Raw genomic sequence first — 14,279 nt, 5'->3', positions numbered from 1 at the left:
CATGACAGAGCCGCTCGTCCCAGCCCACGTCGACCTGCGCGACTTCGCCTTCATGCCCTTGGAGGTCGCGCGCCTGCGCGACTCGGCCATCGTCGACCAGGTCTCCGGCGAGGAGTTCCGGGCGGCCATCCTGCTGTGGTGCGCGTCCTGGCATCAGCTTCCCGCGGGCTCGCTCCCCGACGACGATCGCCAGCTCGCGAAGTTCGCCGGCTATGGCCGGGTCGTCTCGGAATGGCTGAAGGTGAAGGACGGCGCCTTGTACGGCTTCGTGCGGTGCTCCGACGGCAGGCTCTACCATCCCGTGATCGCCGAGAAGGCGGTCGAGGCCTGGGAGAAGAAGCACGAGTACCAGGAGCGCGTGAGCCAACGCTCCGAGCAGGCCCGTGCCGCCGCTGAGGCGCGGTGGGGCAAGAAGGATCCCGAGACCACGGCCGCCGCAAAGCCGACGCAGCCCGAAGGGGAGGAAACTGCAAAGCCAGCGGCACCGCCTTCGTCTGCCGATGCAAATGCTCATGACGAGCCCGAGCAATGCGAGCGCAATGCGTCTGCAATGCCGAAAGGGAGAAGTAAGGGACAGGGAGAAGTAAGGGACAGGGAGAAGGAAACGCGCGCGCCGGAGCGCGCCGCCGCGGCGCGGGCCGGGGAGGGCAGGGGCAGCGACGAGCTCGGGCCCTGGTTGCGATCCCTCGTCGGCCAGCTCCCCGTCCTGGTCGACCCGAACATCGGGCCGATCCTGGCCCTCATCGACGAAGGCCTGACCCGGTCCGACATCGAGGCGGGCATCGCTGCAGCGATCGAAAAATCGCACAAGAAACCGCGATGTTGGGCTGATTTCGACGGCTGGATCCGTCGTGCCGCCAAGGATCGGCTCGCCGCTGCGCCGGCCGGGACGGTTCCGCCGAAGCCCGTCGACCCCGCCGTGGAGCGCCGCGGCCGTCTCGCCCAGGCCAAGGGGTTCGTCCGCGACAAGCGCTGGTCGGATTCGTGGGGGCCGCGGCGGGGCGAGCCGGGCTGCGTCGTCTCCGACGAGCTCTGGGCCCAAGCCGATCGCGAGGTCGCGGCGGAGGCTGCAGCGGCACGAGAGCGGGCCTCGGGCTCCAACGGCTCGGCGGCGAGGCACTAGCCCCCTCCGGATCGATGGACCAGCGCGCCTCCGCCCCCCTGACCTGGACGCCCGAGCTGGTCTGCACCCGCATGGTCGAGGCGTTCCGGGAGCACCCGCTGGGGCTCGACGAGCGGGCCCGGGCCGCCGAGGTCCTGACCTGGCCCGCGCTGCACCTCCTTGCGCTTCCCGACGAACGCGACGCGCTGCTCTGGTGGGCGAAGTGGAAGGCGAGGGGGCTCTCGATCCGGGAGCAGTGCAAGGCCCGGGGCTGGTCCAGGGTAACGTTCATGCGGCGGAAGAACCGGGCGTGCGAGGTGATCGCGGGTGAACTGAACGGAAGCGGGTCACGGCACGCGCGACCCTAGACGGCGGCCCTGGCCAGAACCGCAGCTTCGACGGCGGCGGCCGCTTGCTGGATGAGCCGCGCCGCCTCGAAGAGGTCGAGCAGGGCTTGAGCGCGCACCTCCGCTTCCATGTCGAGCCCGCCCATCCTGCGGGCGGCATCGCTGATCCGCTCGACGGACTGGATGAGATCGTTCGTGACCTGGATGGCCGGCTGCTTGGTGAGGGCGGTGTTCAGCGCAATGATGTTCGACATGAAGGATCTTCGTGAATCGGAGTGAAAACGGGGATCGCAACCGTCAAACGACGCTACGAGCTGCTGATATGCAAAGTGGTAGGCGGCCCTGGTTAAACGTCCGTTTCACGTTGCGGTCATCTCGGCCTCGGCGTGCGCGGGTAAGTAGATCACCAGAGTAGCTTGACAACGAATCCAGAACGGCGGGACGCATAGGCCAACGATAACAATCCTATGATGCGGGCCATGAACGCGACCTCCTCCTCTCGTCCCAAGGTCGCCGCTCGCGCCGCCCCGGGACCCGGCGCCACGACCCGCGACAAGCGACGGCGCGCCCGCCAGCAGCACGCCAAGACGGCGCGCGACACCGAGATCGAGGTCGTCGAGCACCGCGTCGAGGATCCCTGGCCCGATCCGGCGCGCGACCCGCTCCTCGCGCCCCAGCGCGTCCCCGTCGCGTTCAACCGCCGGGTCGATCTCCTCGAGGTCGAGCGCGCCCACAAACGCATCACCGAGGCGGAGTACTGCACCGGGCGCCTCGTCCAGGCCGTGTTCGAGCGCGCCATGGGGCAGGTCGGCGGGGGAGGGTGGAACGCGGGCGACAAGGTCGACGCGGCGTTGAAGCACGAGCTCACCGTGATCTACGCCCTCGACACCGCCGAGAAGGTTCAGGGCCTGGTCCAGCGGATCGAGCGCGCCGTCGGCACGGTGGGGACGCGCTTCCTGCGCCAAGTCCTCGTCGGCCGGGTCTCGTTCGCCCAGTACGCCGCCCAGCGCGGCAAGGGTGGGGATCGCGGCACGTCGCAGGTCGCGGGGCACTTCCGCTTCCTCCTGGAGGACCTCTCCGAGGCCTGGGCGGCGCGCGGCGTCGCGGCCGGGGAGGGCGCCCTGACCGAGGATGGGCGTGGGACGGATCGCCGGCGAGAGACGGCGATCCGCGGCCATCAGGAGCTGGCAGGCGAGGGTGAGGAGTTCGACGCGGCTGGCACGCAGGTTCCGGTGGGGAAGGGGTTTCGCCTCGCGAACGATGCGGGCGCGGTCGACCGTTGGCGGCCTGCTGCGAAGCGTAAGCAGCTCGAACGCGAGGCCGTGGACAAACCGGCCCTTGGGTCCCGCTGATCTTTGTCGGGCATTAGGAGCGCGCTACTGTGAGCGCATTGCCTGACAGCGGTTACGGATCCCGACGATGTTCAAGTCTCGTACTCTCTTCATCGTTGGTGCTGGTGCGAGCGCAGAAATCGGTCTGCCGACCGGAGCTGCGCTCAAAGAGCAGATCGCCAGTGCCGTCGACATTCGGTTTGAGGATGGTTTCCGCATGACACGCGGCGATCACAAAATTGCCGACGCACTGAAGAGGTACTGTATCGCTCGGCCGGAGGCTCACCTCAACGTCAATACGTTCTATGGTGCCGGCCGACTGATTGCAGCCGCCCTGCCGCAGGCTATCTCGATCGACAATTACATCGATGCTCACCGAGGCAACGGAACGATCGAGCTCGTCGGAAAGCTCGGAATTGTGAGTGCGATCTTGTATGCTGAGCGGAACAGCAAACTATACATTAACCCGGGCGACGGAAATTATGACCCTTCGTCTATCAATGGGGCGTGGTATCTGCCCTTTTTTCAGATCCTGACGGAGAATGTGGCCGTTGCCGATGTGGACTCGCTTTTCGACAACGTCGACATCATCACGTTCAACTATGACAGGTGCATCGAGCATTTCCTCTGGGAAGCTATCCAGCGCTATTACGACGTGAGCCCTGAGGCTGCAGCCGTGAGCATGAAACGGCTCAGGATCCTGCACCCGTACGGCCGGATCGGCTGCCTGCCTTGGGAGTTGAAGCCGCAAGCCATCCCCTTCGGCATGAGCCCGGACTCCGGAATCCTGCTGTCCTTAGTCGAGGGCATCAAGACGTTTACGGAGCGGGTCGAGGAGGGGACCCTCCTCGCTGCAATCCACAATGCTGTTGAGAAGGCCGAGATCATTGTGTTTCTCGGCTTTGGCTATGCCGATCAGAACATGCAACTCCTCACGCCGAGGCGGAGCGACTATCAATCGACTGCTCGACGTGTCTTTGGCACTGCGAGCGGCATGTCGAAGAGTGACGCCGGGGTAGTGACGAGCGAGATCGGGCAAAACCTGCTCGGTCGCGGCTGGCACGGCATTGACCAGAGGTTCACTAACCTGGCAATCGAGCTCCGGACCGACCTCCGCTGTGCTGGCCTCTTCAGCGAGTTCTGGCGCAGCATCTCGCGTGCTTGACACCCGACGGGCAAATCTCCTACGAACGTCACGTTCGAAGAATTGCGCCCCAGCCCACCGGCTCCGGGGCGCTTTTCGTTTCGGCGTGTGCCCGTCCGGCAGCCCTGGCCGCCCTCGACCGGCCGGTGACCCTGAGCGGGACGATCCCGCCCACGCCGAAACGTGAGGCGCTTCCGAACCTTAAGCACACGTTCGCGTTCCAGTGGGGATGCGCAACGGGCTGCAATCTCCTATGATCGGGCCTTGATGACGACCTCATCCGCAGGACCCGCCGGCGAGATCGCCGCTGTCGAGGACAGGCTCCGCCGCGTCCCGTCACGGGTGCTGCGCGACGGCGAGGCTATGGTGGAGTGGCTCGACGAGATCCGGGCCCAGCTCCGGTCGATCCGCAAGGGTCTGCCCGATCAGTCGCGGACCGCAGCCGCGGTCCAGCCCGAGGCGAAGGCGCGCTTCGAGGCTGGCGTCATCACCGACCGGACCGGACGCTCGATCCGGGCCGAGCGGCGCCGTCGCCGAGCGGCGTGATCGCTTCCGATAACTGCCCTTCCCGGAAGCGAAACGGCATCAGCGACTAAACGGCCAAATCGTTACACAGCAACGGGTTGAGCCCGCCTCACCATCGTCGCGGGGCTTGCACCGAAATGACCAATCGCCTTCCCGTGCCGGTCTCGGCCGGGGGGACCCCGACACCCGCTTTCACGGATGCACTGGAGCGGGCAGGGGAGTACGCCCGCGCGGACAAGTCGGACGCGACCCGCCGGGCGTACCTCTCCGACTTTCGCGACTTCTCGATCTGGTGCGCCGCCGCGGGCGCCATGGCCTTCCCTGCCGGGATCGAGACGGTCGCCGCCTACCTCGCCTCGCTCGCCGATCGCGGGCTGAAGGCCTCGACGATCACCCGGCGCGCCGCCGCGATCGGCTACGCCCACCGGATCGCGGGCCACGAGCCCCCGACCAACGCCGAGCCGGTCAAGGCCGTGCTGCGCGGGATCCGCCGGCGGATCGGGGTTGCGGTCGAGCGCAAGGCGCCGGCCACAGCCGCCACGGTCACGACGATGCTGAAGCGCATCCCGGACACCCTCACGGGAAAGCGGGACAGGGCGCTCCTGCTGATCGGCTTCGCCGCCGCGCTGCGCCGTTCCGAGCTCGTCGAGCTCACCGTCGCCGACCTGGAGCGGACCCCAGACGGGATCTTCGTCCACATCCGCCGCTCAAAGACGGACCAGGTCGGAGAGGGTCATGTCGTTGCTGTGCCGCGTGGCGGAAAGCTTCGCCCGGTTCAGGCGCTGGAGGCCTGGCTCGCCGCGGCGGGGATCGCAGACGGTCCATTGTTTCGGCCGATCGGCAAGGGCGGACGTGTCGCGCTCGACGCGCTGACCGACCGCTCCGTCGCTGACATCGTGAAGCGCCACGCCGCAGCGGCCGGGCTCGACCCGACGATGTTCGCCGGCCATTCGCTGCGCGCCGGATTCGTGACCTCCGCCCTGGAGAGCGGGGCGGACCTTCTCAAGGTGATGGACGTGACCCGTCACCGCGAGGTGAAGACGCTCAAAGCCTACGACCGCCGGGCCAAGGCGTTCCGCAATCATGCCGGGAAGGGCTTCCTGTGATGCTGACCGAAACGCAGCTTGATCGCCTGCCGCCGGTGGCCGCCGATATCGTGCAGGTCGATCGCGAGATCACCGCCGCGCTATGCGCTCCCGTTCACGACTTCGCAAAGCTCCGCGTGCTGCGCGCCCGCCGCGCTGAGCTGTCCCGTACCGCCGACCAGCGCTGGGGCGTGCCGCTGCGAGGCGACGGCCCGCGTCCGGTCTGAGGAGAGGTCATGACCCTCGAGCAGATGATCCGCGAGGCGAACGACGCGGCTACGCCCCACCTGGAGTTCCGGATGCGGACGTTCCACGTCTACCCGGCCTGGTCACCGTCCCCGCTCGCCGGCAAGGCCGTGGTCTACGTCCACCCGCTCGGCCGTGACGGCCAGACGCTCGACTTCGTGGTCGAGGGCAACACCCTCGTCCCCATCGGCGAGGCGACCGGACCTTCCGAGAACGGGGTGCGCGGCCTGTGACGACCACGATGTCAGAGGAGCGCGCCCGACAGTGGGACCGGCGCTTCGAGCGGTTCGAGGACGCTGTGGCGCGCTGCACGATCAACGGCGCCTACGGGGACGCCGGCCGGGCCCTCGGCCTGCTGAGCCGCGCCTATCGCTGCTGGGGCCGCGAACTCTTCCTGCCGCCGCGCCGCCGGGTCGTGCACCTGGCGTTCCGCGCCGGCGAGCCGGTCATCACGGCGGGGATCTGACATGACGATCCTCGACCCGAAGACCGGCATCACCTACTGGGTCGATCCCCGCACGGGGACCATGACCCCGGTGAAGCGGTGAGCCCGGCGCGACACCGCGCCGGACCCATCCGCCATCAGTACCGGCGATAGTAGACCCGCGAGCGGTAGACCGGGCGGGAGCGATAGTAGGACCGCACGTAGCGGGCGCGCGACGGACGATAATAGGACCGGACGTACCGGGTCCGCGGGCGGTAATAGCCGCGCGTGTAGGTTCGCCGGTAGCTCCGCGAGTAGCTCCGACGATAGCTCCTGCTGTAGCTCCTTGAGCCGCCGCGGCGAGTGTATTCCGCGGCCTCCGAGCTGCGTTCGAAGTTGGCAAGCGCCTTGTTCGTCGCCTCGGAAGCCCTGACCGGCATGAAGGCGCACGCCGCGAGAGCGACGAGCGCGATTACGATCCTCTTGATCATACGCATACCCCTGTACTCTTCCCTTGGGAGACAGGAGCGTAGCAGGAGCGAGAAGCCCGGCAAGGGAATGTAAAATCTATGGTGAAAGCCGCGATGTCCTGCACGCGTTGCTCACAGGCCGGCCAGGCGGTCGGTGCGGCGCGGCCGGCCCTCGCCGGGATCCCGCTCGGGGTGACGGTCACCCCGGCCGAGGCCCGCGCGCTCATGTCGGCGCAACCCGTCGAACGCCTCGTCCAGGACGTCGTGGCCGACGCGATGCACCAGGTGCCGACCGACGCCGAGCTCGTCACCGAGCCGGCACAGCGCTTCATCGCGGGCCGGGTCGTCTTCGTGCTGCGCCGGTTCGGGCTGCTCCCGTGATCGGCACCCGGCCGCGCCCGCCCGAGGACCTCCTCGGCGCCGAAGGCGCGCTCACCGGTCGCCCGTTCCGGCCCGCGCCCGAGCTCGCGGCGTGGGCTCACGCGACGTTCATCGCGGAGGACGCCCCGCTCCTCAACGAGGAGCACGAGCACCTCCGGGACGCGGCGATCGGCTTCGTGTGGACCTCGACGGGCAACGCCCGCCACGGCAACACCGTCGTGGGCCAGGCCGAGATGACGACGTTCCAAGGTGGGCGCTGGTCGAAGGGCCGGCAGATCCAGCAGCTCTGCGAGTGGTTCGGCGAGCTGCCGGACTTCCTCGTCACGATCGATGCGGGCTACGCCGATCAGGCCAGCGACGCCGCGTTCTGCTCGCTCGTCGAGCACGAGCTGCTCCATTGCGGCCAGGAGCGCGACGGGTTCGGGGCTCCGAAGTTCCGCCGCGACGGATCGCCCGCCTTCGCGCTGCGCGGCCACGACGTCGAGGAGTTCGTTTCCATCGTAGTCCGCTACGGGGTCGGGGCCGCGGCGGGCCGCACCGCCGATCTGGTCCGGGCCGCGGCCCAGGCGCCCCTGATCGGCGCCGACGAACTCCGGGGCGCGTGCGGGACCTGCGGCGGGCGGCTCTAGGCTTGACCCCGGCAAGACGAGGCACGACCCATGGCCACGCTCACCGATGAGGTGAAAGCCTTCATCGTCCAGGGACTTGCCTGCTTCGATCAGCCCTCCGTGGTGGTCGAGGCGGTCAAGGCCGAGTTCGGGCAGGTCGTGACCCGCCAGCAGGTCGAGGGCTACGACCCGGGCAAGCGCGCCGGGGCCAAGCTGTCCGAGAAGTGGCGCGCGATCTTCGCCGAGACCCGCAAGGCCTTCCTGGAGGACACCGCGGCGATCCCCGTGGCCAACAAGGCGGTGCGGCTCCGTATCCTGCAGCGGCTCGTCGAGCGGGCCGAGGCCCGGGGCAACGCGCCCCTCGTCGCCGAGCTCCTGGAGCAGATCGCGAAGGAATGCGGCGACGCGTTCACGAACCGGAGGGAGCTGACCGGCAAGGGCGGTGGTCCCATCGAGGCGCAGGTCCGGCCGGATCTCAAGGGCTTGGACCAAGATGAGCGAGACGCCCTTCGAGCGATCCTTGAGCGCCGCGCTGGCGGACCCGCTCGCGGGACTTAGGGAGCTCGACCGCCTCGACTGCGAGGCGAGCCATCTCGCCTTCGCGTGCCGATTCTTCGAGGAGCGCGAGGGCTCGCCCTTCCTGGTCGGGCCGCACCACGAGGTGATGTGCCGGACCCTCGACCGGGTGCTCTCGGGCGAGATCCAGCGGCTCATCATCAACGTGCCGCCGGGCTACACGAAGACCGAGCTCGCGGTGATCTACTTCGTGGCCCGCGGCCTCGCGCTGAACCCAAGGGCCCGCTTCATCCACGCGTCGTTCAACGGGCAGCTCGCCCTGGAGAACTCGAACAAGATCCGCGACATGATCCGGCTGGAGGGGTTTCGCGACCTCTGGCCGATCAGGATCCGCGACGACACCGACGCGAAGGGGCTGTGGCGGACGGAAGCCGGCGGGGGCCTCATGGCCGCGGCGGCCGGTGGTCCGATCACAGGCTTTCGCGCCGGCACGATGGAACCCGGCTTCACGGGCGCGCTCATCATCGACGACCCGCTGAAGCCCGACGACGCGGCCTCGGAGATCGAGCGGACCAAGATCAACGACCGCTGGCACTCAACCTTCAAGTCGAGGCTCGCCGTTGAGACGGTGCCCGTCATCGTCATTATGCAGCGCCTGCACGTCGACGACTTCTCGGGCTTCCTGCTCAAGGGCGGCTCGGGCGAGCCCTGGCACCATCTGCTCCTGCCGGTGCTGATCGACGACGACCGGCCCTATCCGCCGGAGTACACCCACGGGGTCCAGATCCCGCACGGGCTGCCCGCCGGCCCGCTGTGGCCCAAGAAGCACGACGAGGCCCGGATCGAGACCCTACGGGTTCACGGCTACAGCTTCTCGGGCCAGTACCTCCAGGAGCCCGTGCTCCGCGAGGGCAGCCTGTTCAAGCGGCACTGGTTCCCGGTCGTCCCCGCAGCGCCCGCCAAGGCGAAGCGCGTCCGGCGCTGGGACCTCGCCGCGACGGACGAGGCCGCCGGGAACAACGCGGACTGGACCGTCGGCCTGAGGATGAGCCGCGACACCGACGGCGTGTTCTACGTCGAGGACGTGGTGCGGGGTCGGTTCTCGCCCCGTGACGTCGAGCGCCTGATCGTCTCGACCGCGGGCCAGGACGGATTCGAGACGCAGATCGTCGTCCCCGAGGACCCGGGCCAGGCCGGCAAAGCCCAGGCTCAGTACCTCGTCGGCAAGCTCTCGGGCTTCATCGCCAAGGCGATGCGCGAGACCGGGTCGAAGGAGACCCGGGCGTTGCCCGCCGCGGCGCAGGCCGAGGCCGGCAACATCCGGCTCGTCGAGGGACCGTGGATCGGCGCCTTCCTCGAGGAGCTGACCTCGTTCCCGTCCGCGGCGAAGGACGACCAGGTCGACGCGTTCTCGGGCGCGTTCAACGAGCTCGCCGTCGGCGGATCGTTCGACCTCGCGCAGTACCTGAAGATCTGGGGTGAGCAATGAGCCGCAAGAACCGGCGCCATCGGGTGACGGCCACCGCCGCGCGCCCCACGCCGGCGGCCCCGCTCCAGGACGGCTTCAGGAATGTCGCGACCCGCACCGGCCAGGGCGCCGGGAACGCGGGCGACGCCGCGACCTACGTCACGAACAGCCTCAGCTCGGTGCCTCGCGTCCTCGAGGCGATGTACCGAAGCGCCTGGCTGCCCGGCCTCGCGGTCGACATCGTCGCCGACGACATGACCCGGGCCGGCGTCGAGATCTCGGGCACGACGAAGCCCGACGATATCGAGGAGATCGACGCCGCGATCGACGACCTTGCCGTCATGACGGGGGTCAACGAGGCGATCAAGTGGGCCCGGCTCTACGGCGGCGGCCTCGCCGTCATGCTGATCGACGGCCAGGACGTCTCGACGCCGCTCCGGGTCGAGACGATCAAGCAGGGCCAGTTCCGCGGCCTGCTCGCGATGGATCGCTGGCTCGTCCAGACCTCGTCGGATCTCGTCACGGAGTTCGGCCCCGATCTCGGCAAGCCGGTCTACTACGACACGGCGGCGAACGCGCCTGCGCTGCGCGGCAAGCGGATCCACCACAGCCGGGTGATCCGGGTCGAGGGCCTCGACCTGCCGTTCTACCAGCGCCAGCAGCTCCAGGGCTGGGGCATGTCCGTGATCGAGCGCCTCTACGACCGGCTCACCGCGTTCGACAGCGCGACGCTCGGCGCGGCGCAGCTCGTCCACAAGGCGCACCTGCGCACGCTCTCGATCGACGGCCTGCGCGAGCTCCTCGCCGCGGGCGGCCCGGGCCTCGCGGCGCTGGCCCGAAACGTCGCCGCGATCCGGGAGTACCAGACCGCCGAGGGGCTGACCCTCGTCGATGCGAAGGACAAGTTCGAGACGCACCAGTACACCTTCTCGGGTCTCTCCGACGTCATCTTGCAGTTCGGTCAGCAGATCTCGGGCGCGCTCCAGATCCCGCTGGTCCGCCTCTTCGGACAGTCGCCGGCGGGGCTCAACGCGAGCGGGGACGCAGACCTGCGCACCTATTACGACGGCGTCGCGGCCCAGCAGAACCGGGTCCTGCGCCGCCCTTTCACGGTCCTGCTCGACGTGCTGCACCGCTCCGTGCTCGGCACCGAGCCGCAGCGCGGGTTCGGGTTCCGGTTCCGGCCGCTCTGGCAGCTCTCCGACACCGAGCGGGCCACGAACGCGAACACGGTCACCACGGCGGTGGTCGGCGCGTTCGACTCCGGGGTGATCGGCCGGCAGACCGCGCTGCGCGAGCTGCGCCAGGCCAGCGACGCGACAGGGGTCTGGTCGAACATCACGGACGAGGAGATCGACGACGCGGAGGCCGATCCTCCCGCCGCCGGCGAGGCGCTCGACCCGGATCCGGACCAGGACGACGCCGTGCCCGACCCCGAGCCGGACGACGCCGCCGATCCCGACGACGAGACCGACACCACGAGGCAAGCCGCATGACCGACGAGACCCTTCCCCGTTACGTGGTCCGCGGCGAGTTCGACGACGCCGCGTGGCGCGCCGTCGCCGCCGGCCAGGTCCGGCACGACGATGCGGCGCGCGTCATCGCGCAGGGCCCGCGCGAGCACCCCTACGACCCCTCGATCGCCCACGTGATCGAGGTCGAGAACGGCCCCACCCTGATCTTCCCCGGCGAGCCCGCGGCACGGGACTGGCTCGCCGAGCAGGGCAAGGCGCCGAAGGCCAAGGCCTGATGTGCCTGAACTGCCGGCGCCTGACCCTGGACCGGGCCGGCCCGGCCGAACGACAGGCCTTCGCGCAGGCGAGGCGCGCCGAGATCGGGTACGCCCGCCAGCTGCGCAAGGTCGCGCGGGCGATCGACGACATCGTGCGAGGCCTCGGCTTCAATGAGCTCGGCGCCGAGGTCCTGATCACGGCCGCGCTGAACCGGTATGCCGCCTTGATCGAGCCTTGGGCCGGCGCTGTCGGGCGCTCCATGGTGACCGAGGTCGCGGCGCGGAACGAGCAGGCCTGGATGAGGGCCGCCGCTCAGATGAGCGAGAGCCTGCGCCAGGAGATCCGCCGCGCCCCGACCGGCGCCGTGATGCGGGAGAAGCTCACCGAGCAGGTCGGCCTGATCACCTCCCTGCCGCGTGACGCCGCGGCCCGCGCCCAGAAGATCGCGCTCGAGGCGCGGACCTCCGGGATCCGGGCCGAAGCGGTCGGAGCCAAGATCATGCGGCTCGGAGAAGTGAGCGAGGCCCGAGCGAACACGATCGCGCGGACCGAGGTGAGCCGGACGGCCACGGCGCTGACCGAGGCCCGCGCGCTCCACATCGGGTCCGAGGAGTACGTCTGGCGGACCTCGAAGGACACCGACGTCCGGCCGTCGCACCGCGCCATGGAGGGCAAGGTCGTTCGCTGGGACAGCCCGCCTGTGCTCGACCGCATGACGGGGCACGCCGGGAGCTTCCCGAACTGCCGCTGCTATCCTGAAGCGATTATTCCGGCTCGTTGAGCGTCGCGCCCCAAGCCATCAGGGCACCGAGCGCGATGGCCGACGCGTTGGCCTCGCCTCGGGCGATCCGGCGCAGCGCCACGGTCCAGGCATCGATCACGTCGGCCGCGGTGGTGAGCATCTCCTCACCCTCCTCGGTCTCACCCTCCAGGGCACGGACATCCGCCTCCTCGCGCAGATCGGCCGACACCTCGTCGGGCGGATAGGTCGTGCGGGGCGGGCGGCTCGTCATGCCACCACCTTACACCGGGGATCCCAGACCGCCATGCCCCAGCAGACCGATCGCGAGGTCCTCGTCGTCGAGCAGATTGGCCGGACCCGGTACCGCACGCCCGAGGGCTTCCTGTTCTGCGAGGGCGTCCGGATCGCGCGCACCGGCCCGATGCTCTACGCGCCAAAAGAGGTCCCCGACCTCGAGCCGGGCGACAACCGCATGGTGGTGGTCGACCGGGACGAGGAGTGCCTGTTCACCCCGGAGACCATCGCCTCCTTCCAGGGCAAGCCGGTCACCAACGGCCACCCGCCCCGGTTCGTCTCACCCGAAACGTGGAAGGAAGACGCCGCCGGCGTGGTGCTGAACCCCAGGCGCGGCGAGGGCGACGAGGTTTCGTTCCTTGTCGCCGACCTCCTGATCACCGACGCCGGCACCATCGCCGACGTCGAGGCGGGCAAGCGCGAGATTTCCTGCGGCTACGACTGCGACCGGGTGCTGGTGAAGCCCGGCTACGCCCGAGCAACGCGGATCGTCGGCAATCACGTCGCCCTGGTCGACCGTGCCCGCGGCGGCCCCGCGCTCACCATCCAAGACGGCGCCCCAGGCGCGTCACCCAAGGAGCCCACCACCATGTCCAAGCGTCACTGGTACGACCGCCTGCTCACCGCGTTCCAGGCCCGGGACGAGGCCGCGTTCAAGGAGGAGCTCGAGGAGGCCAAGAAGGAGGCCACCGACGGCGACGACGAGGACGACAAGGGCAAGGACGACGACGACAAGAGGCTGGAGGACGGCTTCGGTCGCATCGAGAAGATCCTCGCCGACCAGGCCACCGCCCATGCCGCCGCCCTGAAGGGCCTCGCCGATCGCCTCGCCAAGCTCGAGGACGGCGACGACGAGGATGACGACGAGGGCAAGGGCAAGCCCGCCGAGGATGGCGACGACGAGGACGACAAGGACGCCGACAAGGGCAAGACCCAGGACAGCGCCGCGCTGCGCGACGCCTTCCTCGACGTGAAGGCTCGCGCCGAGATCCTCGCGCCCGGCATCCGCCTCCCGACGTTCGACGCCAAAGCCAAGGCGGACGCGACCCAGTCGGCCATCGCCGGCCTTCAGCGCGACGCGCTGGGCCGCGCCTTCGCCGACCCGGTCCGCAAGGGCTTCGTCGTGGCGGCGATCGGCGACAAGGCCGACCCGGCGCGGCTCACCGCCGACGCCCTGCCCGTGGCGTTTCGCGCCGCGTCCGAGATCGCGCGCGCCGCGAACAACGGCGGGCGCCATTCCGACACGCAGCTCCCTGTCACCGCCGGCGGCATGACCCCGGCGAAGTACCAGGAAATGATCCAGGCCCGCCGCAAGGCGGGCTGATCGCCCCCGTTCACCCCCGCTCCCACGAGAGAGGACAGCCCACCATGGTCTCCTACGTCACCCGCATCCCGGCGGGCGTCGTGGGCGCGGTTTCGCGCTCCGACAGCCTGACCATCGAGCCCGGCCAGAACGACACGGTGAACCCGGTCACGGCCTACGGCACGTTCGTGAAGACCGTCTCCGGCAAGATGCAGGCCGTCGCCTCGGGCGACGCCGCCTCGGTCGTGACCGGCGTCGCGACCCGGCCCTATCCGGCCCAGTCGACCACGAACGGCCTTGGTGCCGCGACCCCGCCCGCCGGCGTCGTCATCGACCGCCTGAAGCGCGGCTACTTCCATGCGGCGCTCGCCGCCGGCACCGCGGCCAAGGACGGCCAGGTCTTCGTGCGTGTCACGGCGGGCTCGGGCCGGGCGGTCGGCGCGATCGAGGCCGCGGCCGACGGCGGCAACTGCGTTGCGGTCGTGGGCGCCGTCTTCACGGGCCCGGCCGACGCGAACGGCATCACCGAGATCGCCTTCAACATCTGATCCCGCCTGCGC

General features: G+C 69.4%; 21 protein-coding genes. 18 read left to right on the top strand and 3 right to left on the bottom strand.

Annotated elements, in window-relative coordinates:
• Window position 1 precedes the first annotated feature (1 nt).
• On the top strand, window positions 2–1,123 hold the full coding sequence (locus F0L46_RS26585; RefSeq protein WP_210247625.1) for a DUF1376 domain-containing protein: 1,122 nt from the start codon (window positions 2–4) through the stop codon (window positions 1,121–1,123).
• Between the two features lie 14 nt (window positions 1,124–1,137).
• A complete protein-coding gene (locus F0L46_RS08430) occupies window positions 1,138–1,470 on the top strand; it encodes a hypothetical protein (RefSeq protein ID WP_149816647.1) in 333 nt (110 codons plus the stop codon).
• Here F0L46_RS08430 and F0L46_RS08425 read toward each other — a convergent pair.
• A complete protein-coding gene (locus F0L46_RS08425) occupies window positions 1,467–1,703 on the bottom strand; it encodes a hypothetical protein (protein WP_149816646.1) in 237 nt (78 codons plus the stop codon). The two genes, F0L46_RS08430 and F0L46_RS08425, sit on opposite strands and share 4 nt — an antisense overlap.
• A gap of 225 nt (window positions 1,704–1,928) precedes the next feature.
• Here F0L46_RS08425 and F0L46_RS08420 point away from each other — a divergent pair, with 225 nt between their 5' ends.
• The 7 genes from F0L46_RS08420 (at window position 1,929) to F0L46_RS08390 (ending at window position 6,246) form a co-directional block, all read left to right on the top strand.
• Window positions 1,929–2,801, top strand: a complete 873-nt coding sequence (locus F0L46_RS08420) for a hypothetical protein (RefSeq protein ID WP_149816645.1) — start codon at window positions 1,929–1,931, stop codon at window positions 2,799–2,801.
• A 67-nt stretch (window positions 2,802–2,868) separates the two neighbouring features.
• On the top strand, window positions 2,869–3,945 hold the full coding sequence (locus F0L46_RS08415) for an SIR2 family protein (RefSeq protein WP_149816644.1): 1,077 nt from the start codon (window positions 2,869–2,871) through the stop codon (window positions 3,943–3,945).
• A gap of 246 nt (window positions 3,946–4,191) precedes the next feature.
• Window positions 4,192–4,470: a hypothetical protein gene (locus F0L46_RS08410; protein WP_149816643.1), complete on the top strand. Its 279-nt coding sequence runs from the start codon at window positions 4,192–4,194 to the stop codon at window positions 4,468–4,470.
• A gap of 116 nt (window positions 4,471–4,586) precedes the next feature.
• A complete protein-coding gene (locus tag F0L46_RS08405) occupies window positions 4,587–5,555 on the top strand; it encodes a site-specific integrase (protein ID WP_149816642.1) in 969 nt (322 codons plus the stop codon).
• Window positions 5,555–5,761, top strand: coding sequence for a hypothetical protein (locus F0L46_RS08400; protein WP_149816641.1), 207 nt, complete (start codon window positions 5,555–5,557; stop codon window positions 5,759–5,761). Before F0L46_RS08405 ends, F0L46_RS08400 begins: the two co-directional genes overlap by 1 nt.
• Before the next feature lie 9 nt (window positions 5,762–5,770).
• Window positions 5,771–6,013, top strand: coding sequence for a hypothetical protein (locus F0L46_RS08395; protein WP_149816640.1), 243 nt, complete (start codon window positions 5,771–5,773; stop codon window positions 6,011–6,013).
• An 8-nt stretch (window positions 6,014–6,021) separates the two neighbouring features.
• Complete coding sequence (locus F0L46_RS08390; RefSeq protein ID WP_149816639.1) at window positions 6,022–6,246, top strand: hypothetical protein; 225 nt, start codon at window positions 6,022–6,024, stop codon at window positions 6,244–6,246.
• Between the two features lie 116 nt (window positions 6,247–6,362).
• On the opposite strand, the gene F0L46_RS08385 is transcribed toward F0L46_RS08390, so the two are convergent.
• Window positions 6,363–6,695, bottom strand: a complete 333-nt coding sequence (locus F0L46_RS08385; RefSeq protein ID WP_149816638.1) for a hypothetical protein — start codon at window positions 6,693–6,695, stop codon at window positions 6,363–6,365.
• A gap of 93 nt (window positions 6,696–6,788) precedes the next feature.
• Here F0L46_RS08385 and F0L46_RS08380 point away from each other — a divergent pair, with 93 nt between their 5' ends.
• From F0L46_RS08380 to F0L46_RS08350, 7 genes are read left to right on the top strand one after another with little or no spacing between them, the layout of a single operon-like run.
• Window positions 6,789–7,055, top strand: coding sequence for a hypothetical protein (locus F0L46_RS08380; RefSeq protein ID WP_149816637.1), 267 nt, complete (start codon window positions 6,789–6,791; stop codon window positions 7,053–7,055).
• Entirely contained in the window at window positions 7,052–7,684 is a 633-nt protein-coding gene (locus tag F0L46_RS08375; RefSeq protein WP_188311895.1) for a putative metallopeptidase, read from the top strand. Before F0L46_RS08380 ends, F0L46_RS08375 begins: the two co-directional genes overlap by 4 nt.
• 30 nt (window positions 7,685–7,714) lie before the next feature.
• Complete coding sequence (locus F0L46_RS08370) at window positions 7,715–8,221, top strand: DUF2280 domain-containing protein (protein WP_149816636.1); 507 nt, start codon at window positions 7,715–7,717, stop codon at window positions 8,219–8,221.
• The gene (terL, locus tag F0L46_RS08365; protein WP_149816635.1) at window positions 8,157–9,668 is read left to right on the top strand and encodes a phage terminase large subunit; all 1,512 of its coding nucleotides are present in this window, start codon (window positions 8,157–8,159) and stop codon (window positions 9,666–9,668) included. Before F0L46_RS08370 ends, terL begins: the two co-directional genes overlap by 65 nt.
• Window positions 9,665–11,143, top strand: coding sequence for a DUF1073 domain-containing protein (locus F0L46_RS08360; RefSeq protein WP_149816633.1), 1,479 nt, complete (start codon window positions 9,665–9,667; stop codon window positions 11,141–11,143). Before terL ends, F0L46_RS08360 begins: the two co-directional genes overlap by 4 nt.
• The gene (locus tag F0L46_RS08355; protein WP_149816632.1) at window positions 11,140–11,397 is read left to right on the top strand and encodes a hypothetical protein; all 258 of its coding nucleotides are present in this window, start codon (window positions 11,140–11,142) and stop codon (window positions 11,395–11,397) included. The genes F0L46_RS08360 and F0L46_RS08355 overlap by 4 nt, the downstream gene beginning before the upstream one ends.
• Window positions 11,397–12,161: a phage head morphogenesis protein gene (locus F0L46_RS08350; protein WP_149816630.1), complete on the top strand. Its 765-nt coding sequence runs from the start codon at window positions 11,397–11,399 to the stop codon at window positions 12,159–12,161. The genes F0L46_RS08355 and F0L46_RS08350 overlap by 1 nt, the downstream gene beginning before the upstream one ends.
• Here F0L46_RS08350 and F0L46_RS08345 read toward each other — a convergent pair.
• A complete protein-coding gene (locus F0L46_RS08345; protein ID WP_149816629.1) occupies window positions 12,145–12,393 on the bottom strand; it encodes a hypothetical protein in 249 nt (82 codons plus the stop codon). The two genes, F0L46_RS08350 and F0L46_RS08345, sit on opposite strands and share 17 nt — an antisense overlap.
• Window positions 12,394–12,426: 33 nt before the next feature.
• Here F0L46_RS08345 and F0L46_RS08340 point away from each other — a divergent pair, with 33 nt between their 5' ends.
• Window positions 12,427–13,740 (top strand): DUF2213 domain-containing protein, encoded by a 1,314-nt coding sequence (locus tag F0L46_RS08340; protein ID WP_149816628.1) that lies wholly within the window; start codon window positions 12,427–12,429, stop codon window positions 13,738–13,740.
• Window positions 13,741–13,784: 44 nt separating this feature from the next.
• Window positions 13,785–14,267: a structural cement protein Gp24 gene (locus F0L46_RS08335; protein ID WP_149816627.1), complete on the top strand. Its 483-nt coding sequence runs from the start codon at window positions 13,785–13,787 to the stop codon at window positions 14,265–14,267.
• The last annotated feature ends 12 nt before the right edge of the window (window positions 14,268–14,279 follow it).

This window comes from Salinarimonas soli, assembly GCF_008386575.1.
Taxonomy (GTDB): domain Bacteria; phylum Pseudomonadota; class Alphaproteobacteria; order Rhizobiales; family Beijerinckiaceae; genus Salinarimonas_A; species Salinarimonas_A soli.
Note: the sequence above shows the minus strand (reverse complement) of the source record. Positions and strands in the feature narration are given on the sequence as shown.

Bases quoted from the DNA above. Each gene is read 5' to 3' on its own strand.
- F0L46_RS26585 (WP_210247625.1), top strand. From the start codon at position 2: ATGACAGAGCCGCTCGTCCCAGCCCACGTCGACCTGCGCGACTTCGCC.
- F0L46_RS08430 (WP_149816647.1), top strand. From the start codon at position 1,138: ATGGACCAGCGCGCCTCCGCCCCCCTGACCTGGACGCCCGAGCTGGTC.
- F0L46_RS08425 (WP_149816646.1), bottom strand. From the start codon at position 1,703: ATGTCGAACATCATTGCGCTGAACACCGCCCTCACCAAGCAGCCGGCC.
- F0L46_RS08420 (WP_149816645.1), top strand. From the start codon at position 1,929: ATGAACGCGACCTCCTCCTCTCGTCCCAAGGTCGCCGCTCGCGCCGCC.
- F0L46_RS08415 (WP_149816644.1), top strand. From the start codon at position 2,869: ATGTTCAAGTCTCGTACTCTCTTCATCGTTGGTGCTGGTGCGAGCGCA.
- F0L46_RS08410 (WP_149816643.1), top strand. From the start codon at position 4,192: ATGACGACCTCATCCGCAGGACCCGCCGGCGAGATCGCCGCTGTCGAG.
- F0L46_RS08405 (WP_149816642.1), top strand. From the start codon at position 4,587: ATGACCAATCGCCTTCCCGTGCCGGTCTCGGCCGGGGGGACCCCGACA.
- F0L46_RS08400 (WP_149816641.1), top strand. From the start codon at position 5,555: ATGCTGACCGAAACGCAGCTTGATCGCCTGCCGCCGGTGGCCGCCGAT.
- F0L46_RS08395 (WP_149816640.1), top strand. From the start codon at position 5,771: ATGACCCTCGAGCAGATGATCCGCGAGGCGAACGACGCGGCTACGCCC.
- F0L46_RS08390 (WP_149816639.1), top strand. From the start codon at position 6,022: ATGTCAGAGGAGCGCGCCCGACAGTGGGACCGGCGCTTCGAGCGGTTC.
- F0L46_RS08385 (WP_149816638.1), bottom strand. From the start codon at position 6,695: ATGATCAAGAGGATCGTAATCGCGCTCGTCGCTCTCGCGGCGTGCGCC.
- F0L46_RS08380 (WP_149816637.1), top strand. From the start codon at position 6,789: ATGTCCTGCACGCGTTGCTCACAGGCCGGCCAGGCGGTCGGTGCGGCG.
- F0L46_RS08370 (WP_149816636.1), top strand. From the start codon at position 7,715: ATGGCCACGCTCACCGATGAGGTGAAAGCCTTCATCGTCCAGGGACTT.
- terL (WP_149816635.1), top strand. From the start codon at position 8,157: ATGAGCGAGACGCCCTTCGAGCGATCCTTGAGCGCCGCGCTGGCGGAC.
- F0L46_RS08360 (WP_149816633.1), top strand. From the start codon at position 9,665: ATGAGCCGCAAGAACCGGCGCCATCGGGTGACGGCCACCGCCGCGCGC.
- F0L46_RS08355 (WP_149816632.1), top strand. From the start codon at position 11,140: ATGACCGACGAGACCCTTCCCCGTTACGTGGTCCGCGGCGAGTTCGAC.
- F0L46_RS08350 (WP_149816630.1), top strand. From the start codon at position 11,397: ATGTGCCTGAACTGCCGGCGCCTGACCCTGGACCGGGCCGGCCCGGCC.
- F0L46_RS08345 (WP_149816629.1), bottom strand. From the start codon at position 12,393: ATGACGAGCCGCCCGCCCCGCACGACCTATCCGCCCGACGAGGTGTCG.
- F0L46_RS08340 (WP_149816628.1), top strand. From the start codon at position 12,427: ATGCCCCAGCAGACCGATCGCGAGGTCCTCGTCGTCGAGCAGATTGGC.
- F0L46_RS08335 (WP_149816627.1), top strand. From the start codon at position 13,785: ATGGTCTCCTACGTCACCCGCATCCCGGCGGGCGTCGTGGGCGCGGTT.